General features: G+C 43.7%; 11 protein-coding genes. 1 reads left to right on the forward strand and 10 read right to left on the reverse strand.

The features are described from left to right. Positions 1–26: 26 nt before the first annotated feature. The 3 genes from HNQ82_RS04280 to HNQ82_RS04290 all read right to left on the reverse strand — a co-directional run bounded on the left by HNQ82_RS04280 (position 27) and on the right by HNQ82_RS04290 (position 5520). Positions 27–3083 carry an efflux RND transporter permease subunit gene (locus HNQ82_RS04280; RefSeq protein WP_183247454.1) on the reverse strand — a complete coding sequence of 1019 codons (3057 nt, stop codon included), beginning with the start codon at positions 3081–3083 and terminating at the stop codon, positions 27–29. Positions 3084–3175: 92 nt separating this feature from the next. Continuing rightward, on the reverse strand, positions 3176–4147 hold the full coding sequence (gene galE / locus HNQ82_RS04285; RefSeq protein WP_183247456.1) for a UDP-glucose 4-epimerase GalE: 972 nt from the start codon (positions 4145–4147) through the stop codon (positions 3176–3178). 62 nt (positions 4148–4209) lie between these two features. Beyond that, positions 4210–5520: a UDP-glucose dehydrogenase family protein gene (locus HNQ82_RS04290; protein WP_183247458.1), complete on the reverse strand. Its 1311-nt coding sequence runs from the start codon at positions 5518–5520 to the stop codon at positions 4210–4212. A gap of 141 nt (positions 5521–5661) precedes the next feature. On the opposite strand from HNQ82_RS04290, the gene HNQ82_RS04295 reads away from it, so the two are divergent. Further along, complete coding sequence (locus HNQ82_RS04295) at positions 5662–6255, forward strand: IS1096 element passenger TnpR family protein (RefSeq protein WP_075039176.1); 594 nt, start codon at positions 5662–5664, stop codon at positions 6253–6255. A 120-nt stretch (positions 6256–6375) separates the two neighbouring features. Here HNQ82_RS04295 and rbsB read toward each other — a convergent pair whose 3' ends face one another. The 7 genes from rbsB to HNQ82_RS04330 all read right to left on the reverse strand — a co-directional run bounded on the left by rbsB (position 6376) and on the right by HNQ82_RS04330 (position 12656). Further along, a complete protein-coding gene (gene rbsB, locus HNQ82_RS04300) occupies positions 6376–7302 on the reverse strand; it encodes a ribose ABC transporter substrate-binding protein RbsB (protein WP_183247460.1) in 927 nt (308 codons plus the stop codon). A 30-nt stretch (positions 7303–7332) separates the two neighbouring features. Then, positions 7333–8295: an ABC transporter permease gene (locus HNQ82_RS04305; protein WP_183247462.1), complete on the reverse strand. Its 963-nt coding sequence runs from the start codon at positions 8293–8295 to the stop codon at positions 7333–7335. Next, positions 8295–9770 carry a sugar ABC transporter ATP-binding protein gene (locus HNQ82_RS04310; protein ID WP_183247787.1) on the reverse strand — a complete coding sequence of 492 codons (1476 nt, stop codon included), beginning with the start codon at positions 9768–9770 and terminating at the stop codon, positions 8295–8297. Before HNQ82_RS04310 ends, HNQ82_RS04305 begins: the two co-directional genes overlap by 1 nt. A 28-nt stretch (positions 9771–9798) precedes the next feature. Next, complete coding sequence (rbsD, locus tag HNQ82_RS04315; RefSeq protein ID WP_183247464.1) at positions 9799–10194, reverse strand: D-ribose pyranase; 396 nt, start codon at positions 10192–10194, stop codon at positions 9799–9801. 5 nt (positions 10195–10199) lie between these two features. Next, the gene (gene rbsK / locus HNQ82_RS04320) at positions 10200–11084 is read right to left on the reverse strand and encodes a ribokinase (protein WP_183247467.1); all 885 of its coding nucleotides are present in this window, start codon (positions 11082–11084) and stop codon (positions 10200–10202) included. Next, positions 11081–12070: a LacI family DNA-binding transcriptional regulator gene (locus tag HNQ82_RS04325; protein WP_183247469.1), complete on the reverse strand. Its 990-nt coding sequence runs from the start codon at positions 12068–12070 to the stop codon at positions 11081–11083. The genes rbsK and HNQ82_RS04325 overlap by 4 nt, the downstream gene beginning before the upstream one ends. 262 nt (positions 12071–12332) lie before the next feature. Then, positions 12333–12656: a hypothetical protein gene (locus tag HNQ82_RS04330; protein WP_183247471.1), complete on the reverse strand. Its 324-nt coding sequence runs from the start codon at positions 12654–12656 to the stop codon at positions 12333–12335. Between the last annotated feature and the right edge of the window lie 39 nt (positions 12657–12695).

Genomic DNA, 12695 nt, shown 5'->3' on the forward strand with positions numbered 1-12695 from the left:
AATAAACAGCCGACATTAGCGGCTGTTTATTTTTGGATATAAAACTTTCTCGATAACGTAAAGCTATACACAATCGGAATAACGAACAACGTTAAAAAGGTGCTGCTAATTAATCCGCCGATAACGGTAATCGCCATCGGTTGATTGAGCTCTGCCCCATCCCCAACGCCAAAGGCGAGCGGCAATAAACCTAAAATCGTCGTCAACGCCGTCATTAAAATCGGACGAAGACGAAGTTTAACCGCAGTGACAATAATATCTCGCTCTCCGCGGACACGCAATTGATTCATATAATCGACAAGAACGATCGCATTGTTGACGACAATCCCCGCAAGAACGATGCCACCGATAATGACCATGACGCTCATCGGCGTTTGTGTTAGCCATAATCCACCTGCAATACCGATGATCATAAGTGGAATTGTAAACATAATAATAAACGGATGTTTAAACGATTCAAATTGCGCTGCCATGACAAGATAGACGAACGTCACCGCTAACGCAAAGGCTAATGCTAAATCATCAATGGACGACTCAAGCAACTCCCGATCGCCACTAAAGACGATATCCGTTTCTGACGGGAGATCGAGCTTTTCGATTTCGCGATCAACAAGCGCCGATATATCGCCAAGCGTAACGGAATTTTTATATTTCACCGTAAACTGAACGGCGCTTTGTTCATTCACCCGTTGAATTTGGACGCGACTTTTTCCAATTGAAATAGATGCGATGTCGCCAAGTTTCACAAACGACCCGTCTGGTTTTTTCACGAGCAATTGTTTTAAATCAGGAACGGAATTTTTCACGTTTCGATCGTATTCTACCGTCACATCGTACACGTTTGTGCTCGCATCAATCATACGTGTCACTGTCATTCCACGCGTCATTTGTTCTGCAACGACGGCGACTTGCGCTGGTGTAAGCCCATGTTGCAACGCTTTTTCCCGATCGATTTTGACTTGAATTTCATCAACTGTTTCTGACAAATCTGTTGTCACTTCTTTCACTTCTTTTAACGACTTTAATCGTTTTTCAATTTGACGAACGACTCGTTTGAGCCGTTGTTCATCCGTATCTTTTACACTAAAGGTTAACGTATTTGGCGCACTTCCTGTCGATGCTTGCAAGTTAAACGACACTTCTGCAGTTTTGTTCACTTTTTTCACCGCTTGTTGCACAGGGGATTTTAATTCATCAACGACGACAAACACCGAGCGATTGCGCTCATCTTTCGGCTTCATTTTTACATATATTTCAGCTACGTTACTTTGTGTCGTTCCACGAAACGACTGTTCTTGCGTCGAACCGATGAGGCTCACGTACGTTTCAATATCATCGACTCGTTTTAATTCATGTTCAATCGCCTTGACGACACGCTCTGTCGCCTGTAAAGAATAACCGTCATCTGTTTGCACACGAATGGAGAAAAATCCTTCATCTGTATTCGGCAAAAACTGCATCCCGACATGTGTTAACCCGACAACGCCAACACCGAACAAACTAACGGCCAACAACAACACAACAAAACGATGGCGCAATGACCAACGTAAACTTCGTTCAAGCGCGCGCATCGGGGCAGAAGATAACCGCGTCTCTTCACGATAACGTCTGCGCGGACGCAACCAACGGCTCGCAAGCATCGGTACGACCGTTAACGCCACAAATAATGAAGCAAGTAAACTAAATGCGATCGTCATCGCAAATTCGGTAAATAAATCACCGATTAATCCAGTAATAAATAACACAGGAATGAACACGGCAACGCTTGTTAACGTCGACGCGACGATGGCGCTTCCAACTTCGCTTACCCCATCTTTTGCCGCTTCTTTCGGCTCTTTCCCCATCGCTAAATGGCGGGAAATATTTTCAATAACGACAATGGAGTTGTCGACAAGCATCCCAATCCCGAGCGCTAGTCCACCGAGCGTCATAATGTTTAACGTAAAATCGGAAAAATACATTAACACAAACGTCACAATAACAGAATACGGAATGGCGATGCCAATAATGATTGGACTTTTGATGTTCCGTAAAAAGATAAACAGCACCGCCATCGCAAACGCCCCGCCTAACACGAGCGACTGTGCGATATTGCGAATCGTTCGTTCAATAAACTCCCCTTGGTCAAATAATATATTCGCACGGACGTTTTGAAACTGCTCTTTTTTCAATAACTTGTCTAACTGTTTTTGAAACGCTTTTGACACTTCTGCTGTATTGGCATCTGCTTTTTGCAGTACACTCATTAAGACAGACGGCTGTTCATTCGTTCGTGTAATCGTTTGTTGTTCGTCTGAAACGAGTTCAACTTTCGCTACATCTTGGAGACGAATGCGTTCATTTGTCAATGGATTAATGGTAATCACGAGTTTTTTTAATTCATCGACTGATTGCACAGTACTTAAAATGCGCGTCGATAGTTGTCGCTCATCGATGACAACGGTTTCCCCCGGCAACGATACGTTATTCGCCGAAATGAAATTCGCGATGTCTTGTTGGGAAAGCCGATACGTGCGCAGTTTATTTTGATCCACGAGCACGCGCACTCGTTTTGTCAACGTTCCCGATACGTTCACGCTCGCTACACCTTCCGCTTTGGCCAGCTCTGCTTTTAACTGTTCCGCTAACGTTTGTAACTCGTCTGTTCCTTTTTTACTCGTTAATGTCAGTTGAATGACAGGAAACTGCGACGGGTCAAACTTTAAAAATCTCGGTTTTTGTACATCATCTGGCAACGGGGTTTGGTCGATTCGCTGCATGACGTCATTTTGCATATCATCAATGATGGTCGCCCATGAGAATTGGAGTAAAATAAGCGTCGATCCTTCTTGCGATGTCGATGTCATCGACTTTAATCCCGGTAGCGTCGCTAAGCTGCTTTCTAACGGTTTCGTCACTTTTTCAAGCACTTCTGTTGGCCCCGTTCCAGGATATGTCGCCACAACAACGCCAACAGGAGGCTGAATATCGGGAATGAGTTTCATCGGAATATTGAATAACGATACCGCTCCTAAAAGAATGACGATGATCATCGAAACAAACGTCAATACCGGTCGCCGAATCGAAAAATGACTAATGTTCATCACTTTGTCCCCCCATGTTTGTTCTAATAATAGAGTAACGAAGGGTTAAATTCGTTGTCAAATTTGGAAACAAACGAAAAAAGAGGCTGTATTCAACCTCTTTTCGATGCATGCCAACGCCATGCACTTGCGATAATGTCTTCAAGCGAACGTGTCGCTTGCCAACCAAGCTCGCGCGCAATGTTTTCCGATGACGCCACAAGTCGCTCAGGATCTCCCGGGCGGCGCGCTGTATATTCGATCGTTGCTTTTTTACCTGTGACGCGTTCACACATGTCGATCACTTCTTTGACCGAATAACCGAGCCCGTTGCCAAGATTGTATGTCGCTGTCTTTTTCTCGTCCGAAAGAAGGGCGTGCAGCGCGAGAATGTGCGCCTCCGCTAAATCGGTCACATGAATGTAATCGCGAATACATGTGCCATCTGGCGTATCGTAATCTGTGCCAAACACCGAAATTTTATCACGCAATCCGAGCAAATGTTGCAAAATGAGCGGAATTAAGTGCGTTTCCGGATGATGATCTTCCCCAATGTCCCCGCTTTCATGCGCACCGGCCGCATTAAAATAGCGCAACACGACGTAACGTAAATCGTACGCCGAGGCAAAGTCTGAAAGCATATGCTCGATCATTAATTTCGAGCGACCGTACGGATTAATTGGGTTTGTCGGGCAATCTTCCGTAATAAGATCAACGTTTGGAATACCGTACACAGCAGCTGTCGATGAAAAAATAAATCGCTTTACGCCGTATTCCATCATCGTTTCTAACAACGTTAACGTCGCAGCGACGTTATTTTTATAATATTTCATCGGCTCAACAACCGACTCGCCAACTAAACTATTCGCCGCAAAATGCATCACCGCATCGATCGGATATTTTTCAAACATGCGCACAAGCGTCGCCCGATCGCCTAAATCGCCATGCACAAACACCGCTCGTTTATCGACTGCATACCGATGCCCTGTCGATAAATTATCGAGCACAACGACCGGTTTCGTTTCGACTAATTGTTTTACGACATGGCTACCGATATATCCCGCTCCACCAACGACTAAAATCATACAATATCTCCTTTCCTTGTCATGCACTTCAATTTTATCACACATATATAGGAAAGATGGAGTTATTTTATATTCGTTATCGGTTTTCGTCCGATCGAGTAATATTCAATTGGGTAGCGCGCTACATCGTGAAGCGCATAACAATTCCGTCCATCAAAAACGATGGGCGTTTTCATTTGCTTGACATATACAGATAAGTCAAGCTGGCGAAACTCATCCCATTCCGTTAAAATCATCGCCGCATCCGCACGTTCGAGCGCCTGTTCTACTCGGTCTGCATATATGACTTCCTTCGGCAACACACTTTTCGCTTTATTCATCGCGATCGGATCATAAGCAACAACAGTTGCCTGTTCCGCAACAAGCTCACGTGTGACAACAAGCGATGCGGCTTCGCGCATATCATCGGTATTTGGCTTAAACGATAAGCCGAGAAGGGCGATTTTTTTTCCTCTTAAATGTCCAAATCTTTTTTTCGCTTTTTCAATTAATTTGCGTTGTTGTTTATTGTTTACTTCAATAACCGCCTTCAACAATTCGAAATCGTGATCAATATTGGCCGCAATTTTCGCCAACGCTTTCGTATCTTTCGGAAAACAAGAGCCCCCGTAACCAATGCCTGCACGTAAAAACGAGGCACCGATGCGTTCATCCATCCCCATCCCCGCTGCTACTTGTTCAATGTCTGCGCCTACTTTTTCACATATGTTCGCAATTTCATTAATAAAACTAATTTTCGTCGCTAAAAAGGCGTTTGACGCATATTTAATCATTTCTGCGCTACGAATGTCGGTTTGAAAAATCGGAATGCCAAACGGTCGATGAATATCCGCCACAACAGCCGCCGCTCGCTCATCATCCGCACCGATGACAATGCGGTCACCGTGGAACGTATCATAAATCGCCGATCCTTCACGCAAAAATTCAGGATTGGATACGACTTCAATGCGCACATGTGGAGCCAGCTGCTCAAACATACGCTTTATTTCGTGATTCGTTCCGACCGGCACCGTACTTTTCGTCACGACAATCACATCTTTCGTCACCGATGAAGCAATGTCTTGGACTGCTTGTTTCAAATACGTCAAATTTGCCGAACCATCTTCGTTTTCAGGCGTGCCGACCGCAATATAAATGACATCCGCCTCTCGATACGCACGCGCACCATCTGTCGTAAAAAACAAACGATTCGCTTCCATATTTTCTTTCATTAACGGCTCAATGCCCGGCTCATAAATCGGCGAGATGCCTCGTCTCATCCGCTCTACTTTCTCTTCATCGACATCCACACATACGACCCGATGACCGATATGTGCAAGCGCCACACCTGTCACTAAACCGACATATCCTGTTCCGACGACGACAATGTTCATAACAACCTCCGTGCTTTTTTCTTTCAGTTTACACAAATGTGAGCGTGTTTGCACGATACAGCTATCGAAAAAAATGAAAGATTTCTCTTATAAAAACATAGAAACTCGTCTATCATTATAGTAAAAGAAAAGGAGGAGAAAGTGTTGCAGAAAAAACAAACCGTCTACCAATTAAAAATCGCCTTGCGCGGTATTCGTCCTCCCATTTGGCGACGTGTACTTGTCCCAAGCAACATTACATTTGATGAACTTCATCTCGTCATTCAAGAGGCAATGGGTTGGAAAAACTATCACTTATATCAATTCGAAACAGGCGATGCGATCATCGATGTACCACATCCACTAGACGATTTTTCACACCCTTGGAAAGATATGCTCGATTCTCGAAAAATACGGATTAAAGCATATTTAAGCGAAGAAAAGGACAAAGTGTTATATACGTATGACTTTGGGGACAATTGGGATCATATCATTACATTAGAAAAGATTGAAAAAAGAATGGAACCGTTGACACATCCTATTTGCATCAAAGGAAAACGAGCGTGCCCCCCGGAAGATGTTGGCGGCGTTTGGGGATACCAAGATGTCATCGACATCATGCAAAACGATACACGAAAACAAGAACGGGAGGAGTTTCTCGAGTGGTATGATGAATGGTACGGAGATGATTTTAATCCAGAACACTTTGACATAGAGGAAGTAAATAGTCGATTGGCGACGATCAAATTAAAATAAATGCATTTTTTAGGGCTGCTTGGCAAGAAAGCAGCCCTTTATGCATTTCTCCATATAAAATCGGCGTGAAACATTGCTCTGTTTCCGCAAATATCAAGGCGTGACATTAAAGTGAGCACATTATTTCACCAATTCTAACGGCACCGGAATAAATTTTTCTACTGTTTCGCCTTTTACAACTTTTAATGCCGTTTTGACAGCGTTTTCTCCAATCAATTCTGGTTTTTGGGCAATGGTTGCGGCCATTTTTCCTTCTTGTACAGCTTTTACTGCGTCATCCGTTGCGTCAAATCCGACGACGATGACGTCTTTCATTCCGTGTGCTTCAAGTGCTTCTAACGCACCTAATGCCATTTCATCGTTATGCGCAAACACTGCTTTCACATCTTTGTGGCTTTGCAAAATATTTTCCATGACTGATAGTCCTTTTGCGCGGTCAAAATCAGCAGCCTGTTTCGCAACCACTTTTATGTTGCTTGCTTTGTCGATCACTTGATGGAATCCTTCCCCGCGCTCACGAGCTGCTGATGAACCTGGAATTCCTTCTAACTCAACAATATTTCCACCATCTTTTAATGTTTCAATCATAAACTCACCAGCCATTTTTCCCCCTGCAACGTTATCTGAAGCAATATGGGCAACAACGTCCCCACCATCTGCACTTCGGTCGACCGTAATGACCGGGATATTCGCTTCGTTCGCTGACTCAATCGCTGATGTAACAGCGCTAGAATCCGTTGGGTTAATTAAAATGATATCTACACCTTGTTGAATTAAATCTTCGATATCGCTCGTTTGTTTCGCTGGATCGTTTTGTGCATCAACAACTGTTAACGATACATTTGCTTCTTTCGCTGCTTTTTCTGCCCCTTCCTTCAACGTGACGAAAAATGGATTGTTCAACGTAGAAATCGATAAACCGATTTTCACATCTCCTTCTTCCTTTTTCTCCGTGCTGTTTGTTGAAGTGCCGCTGTCTAGCGAACAACCAACAAGCCCCCATACGACAAATAAAATAGCTGTCCACATACCTACAATTTTCTTCATTACTCTCCCCCACTTCGTTTTAAATTTATATCAAACTTCTTTTCGGCGATCTAAAATCACCGCAAGAAGAATGACAACACCTTTAATGACTTGTTGATAAAAAGAAGAAACATTTAATAAATTCAATCCATTATTTAACACTCCAATAATTAACGCACCGACTAGCGTACCAAAAATCCAACCTCTTCCACCTGATAAACTTGTACCACCTAACACAACTGCCGCAATCGCATCAAGCTCATAAGCCATTCCTGCAGTGGGTTGGGCGGAATTCAGACGGGAAGTTAAAATTAAACCTGCCAAAGCAGCTAAACCACCTGTTAAAGAATAAATCCAAACTTTTAAGCGATCAACGCGAATACCTGATAAACGGGTCGCTTCTTCATTTCCACCGATCGCATACGTATGGCGACCAAACGTTGTTTTCTTTAACACAACATAAAGTAACGCATAAGCAACAAGCATCAATACAACAGGAACAGGAATTCCGAGAAAATAACCACGTCCGATCATTTGAAAAGCCAGTTCATCCGAAAAACCTGTAATCGGACGTCCCCCGGTATATACAAGCGTCGCACCTCGGAAAATAGTCATTGTCGCTAATGTTGCGATAAATGGGGCGACGCGTCCTTTCGTAATAATGACACCGTTAAGCGCTCCCATAGCGAGTCCTGCTAAAATACCAATCACCATCGCAAAAAGCCCGCTCGTGCCATTCGTCATGAATCCAGCTGCCAATGCACTAGAAAGTGCGAGAACAGACCCAACGGATAAATCAATGCCACCCGTCAAAATGACAAACGTCATCCCGAATGCAATGAGCGCATTAATTGATACTTGTCGCAAAATATTAAGCCAGTTATCGAGTGTAAAAAAACTATCGCTCAAAAAAGCAAGTACAATACAAAGCAAAAACAAGCCCACTAACGGTCCAAGCTTCTTTATATTTAACTTCCAAACAGTTGTCGTCTCTTGCACGATTGGCTTTTGCATTATACGTCTCCCCCTGTCGCTGCGCGCATAATGGTTTCTTGATCGACATTGTCGTTCTGAAGGATCGCCGTTACTTTTCCTTCATGAACAACCATAATGCGATCGCTCATCCCAAGAATTTCGGGTAGTTCCGACGATACCATAATGATCGCAACTCCTTGCGCAGCTAGCTCATTCATCATCTCATAAATTTCTTTTTTCGCCCCGACATCTACCCCGCGTGTCGGTTCATCTAAAATTAGTATGCTTGGATTCATTGCCAACCATTTTCCAAATACAACTTTTTGTTGGTTTCCGCCACTTAACGCTTTCACTTCGATCTCAGCAGAAACTGCTTTAATATGAAGCCGCTCGATTAAAGAACGAACGAGCTCATTTTCTTTTTTGTCATCAATGAACCCGACCGTTGCCAGCTGTTCCGATTTCGGCAACGTTAAGTTTTCGCGAACACTCATTTGTAAAATAAGCCCTTTTCCTTTTCGGTCTTCGGTAATAAACGCCATTCCGTATTCTACCGCTTTACGCGGTGATGAAATGTTTACTCGTTGCTTATTCAAATAAACCGTTCCTGCATCGGTTTTTCGAATACCAAAAATCGCTTCCATGATTTCCGTACGGCCAGCTCCCATCAACCCAGCAACCCCTAAAATTTCTCCTGCACGCACTGTAAATGAAACGTTATGAAATACCCCTTTTTGCGTCAATCCTTCAACGCGAAGCCGTTCTTCGCCAATTCGGACGTTTCGTTTCGGAAAGCGTTCGCCAATTTGTCTGCCGACCATCATATGAACAATTTCGTCAAATGTCGTTTCACGTATTTGCCTCGTTCCAATAAACTGACCGTCGCGTAAAACCGAGATGCGATCACAAATCGTAAAAATTTCTTCCATTCGATGTGAAATATAAACAATCGCAACCCCTTGTTGTTTTAACGTACGAATGACGGTAAACAACGTTTGAATTTCCCGATCGGTTAGTGCCGCTGTCGGCTCATCCATGATTAAGCACTTGGCATTCGTTGATAATGCTCTAGCAATCTCGATAATTTGTTGTTTTCCGACGGATAAGTGACCCGCCATCTCATTCGGATCGATATCCATACCGAGTTTTTTCAAATACCGTTTCGCTTCATTTGCCATTTCTTTTTGACGAATCCATCCGGTTTTTCCAATCGTCTGCTCGCGTCCTAAAAACATATTTTCCACTACCGTTAACGTCGGGATGATACTCAGTTCTTGGTGAATAAACACAATGCCGTCCCGCTCTGCCTCTTTCGGATGCCGATAATGAACTTCTCTCCCATCTACTATGATCGTCCCTGCATCCTTTTCGTACATTCCCGTTAATATTTTCATTAACGTCGATTTCCCTGCACCATTCTCCCCCATTAACGCATGTACTTCTCCTGCGCACACTTCAAAATCGACTCCATCTAAAACGAGGTGATGATGAAACGCCTTTTTAATTCCTTTCATTTGAATGAACGGCAAGCTTCTCTCCCCCTTAAAAATTAACGCCAGAGTGAAGAATCATATTAGCGTAAGGAGTCGCCTCTCCTGTACGAATGACTGCTTTTGCTGATTTCATCATTTCTTTTAGCTGTTCATGAGAAACGACATGTTTTGTTGTGTCCGCAAATCGCTTTTGAATCTCCTGATATATCGCTGGATTGTGCGCTTGTATCTCTTCCGCAATTGTAATCGCTTCAATCTGTAATTCTTCTAAAATCGGATCGAGTACGGACAAAAAAGATGGAAATCCTTTGACGACCGATAAATCAATGCGTTTCACTCCTTCTGGAATCGGCAAACCACAATCAGCAAGCACGATCATATCCGTATGCCCTAACGAAGCAAATACGGTATTCAATTCTTTATTTAACACCCCATGTTTTTTCATCTCTTTCACCCTTTCTCTGCAAGAAACGACTCGAGTTCTTTCTCTGTTGGCATCCCTGTTTGCGCCCCAAGCTTTGTGACGGATAGTGCCGCTGCCGCATTCGCATAACGACAAGCTTCTTCTAACGCCATACCTTTACTTAACGCTACGGCAAACGCTCCATTAAACGTATCCCCTGCCCCTGTCGTATCGACAACAGGCACGTGAAATCCGGGGATAAGTACCCACTCACCGTGCCGCTGAAACGAGACGCCTCGCTTTCCTTCAGTCACAATAAACTTTTGCGTCCACTTCTTTATCGATCTCCCTGCTAGCACGATATCTCGTTCGTGTTCATTCGGCGTCAAAAAGTCGACTTGGTCAAGCAACGTATCTGGAAGTGGTTGTGCCGGTGCTGGGTTTAAAATGACGCGAACACCGTGTCGTTTCGCAATCGCCACTGCTCGCTCCACGACTGGGAGTGGAATTTCTAACTGAAGAAGACATATATCGCTTGTTGCCATTTTCTCCTCCCATCTCTCTAAATCGTCTGGACATAGTGTATAATTAGCCCCTGGAACAACGATAATACGGTTATCTCCTTCAGAAATGACAATTGTCGCAACGCCTGTTTCGACATCTGTAACCGGTTTCACACCGTCGACAACAATCTCCTCTTTCTCTAAATGTTGAAGCAGCAGCGTCCCAAACGAATCGGTGCCAACAGCACCAATGAGATGAACGTCCGCACCAAGTCGCGCAGCCGCCACAGCTTGATTCGCCCCTTTCCCCCCTGGGATGAGGCGAAACGTTTCGCCTAATACCGTTTCGCCTTGCATCGGCATGCGTGTTGCAATCGTCACTAAGTCCATATTGATGCTTCCAATGACCGTAATTTTCGGCTTTCTCACGATTTTCCCCTCCTGCGCGTCGAATCTCGCTCAATAAGTTTAACAGGCAATACGTAATGAAAGTGATCAATCGGCTGCCCTTCAATTTTTTTCACTAAGAGCCGTGCCGCAATGGCCCCCATTTCATAAATCGGTTGGGAAATCGTCGACAGCTCCGGCGTCGTCATCTCCGTTAACGGAATGCCATCGTATCCAATAATCGCAACATCCTCTGGAACACGTAGCCCTAATTGTTGAACAGCTTTTAACGCTCCGACCGCCATCGCATCGTTCCCGGCAAAAATGCCGTCGACGCGATTGGCTTGAAGCGCCTGAAGCACCGCTTCTTTCGCTTGTTTCAACTGATAATTCCCTTGAATGACAAGCGCTTCTCCCCAAAGACCTAAACTTTTCATTTCATCACGATATCCGTAAAAACGTTGCATCGCGTTCACCACATGTGCTGGTCCTTGAATATGAGCAATTTTCCGACACCCGATGTCGTACAAATGCCTTGTCGCCAAGCGAGCACCGTTATAGTTATCGGCAATAACAGACGGAAACGAATGATCAGACGGACGGTCGAGAACGACAATAGGAATATCTAGCTCCATCACTTCTTCCATAGACAATTGATTTGTTGTTAAAATCATACCGTCTACGTATTTTTGTTTAAATACATCTATATATTTCCTTTCTTTTTCGCTATTTTCATCCGAGTTACATAGTATCACGGTATAGTCATAAATGTTCATTACATCTTCAATCGCCCGAACGAGCTCGGGGAAAAAAGGGTTCGAAATATCTGGAACAATCAACCCGATCGTCTTTGATGTTTTTTTAAACAACGCCCGTGCCACTTCATTCGGCTTATAATTCAACTCCTCAATCGCTTTTCGCACTCGCTTTTCTGTTTCTTCATTCACATAACCATTTTGGTTTAACACGCGCGAAACCGTTGCAACCGATACCCCTGCCAACTTGGCAACATCCCGGATTGTAGCCATATTCGTTCTTCACCTTCTTTTCTGTAACCGGTTACATATAATATACCAGAAGTCGTAAAAAACAAGCAAGTATTTCCTTTAAATTTTTATCGACAATATTCGTAAAAAACAGAGAGCCAACCTATGACTCTCCCTTTCTACAAATCTGGACATACATTGGGGCGTGGCAAGCACGCTATTAGTGTATCGATAAGCACATCGGAGGCGAGCGGCACGCCAAAGAGGACCGCTTTTCTTTTCCAAAGCGGACGCACTGGCACCGTTACTGAACATCATAAATCTTCCCATTATTAATCCACACTTCACTTTTACGACCTTTTTTGTCAATCCCGGTGACAACGAAAAAAGGACCGAGTTCTTGGTAGTTCGGATTGACGTTTTTTCGAATGTTAATAATCTTTACGATTTTTGTGTGATCAAGCACTAATGCTGTAACTTCCTCTACCGCGGATTGTTTTTTTGATTGCGTATTATGCTTTTCTTGCGCTGTTCGTTTTGTGTCTTGGTTAACTTCTTTCGTCTGACTACATGCATTTCCAAAAAAAAGTGTTGTTAGCAAAATAGCTGTTAATAATTTTTTATTCATACCATTTTCCCCCCGTCTAAAAAACAAATCTACTGCCAT

Source organism: Anoxybacillus tengchongensis (assembly GCF_014201585.1).
In the GTDB taxonomy this organism is placed as follows: domain Bacteria; phylum Bacillota; class Bacilli; order Bacillales; family Anoxybacillaceae; genus Anoxybacillus; species Anoxybacillus tengchongensis.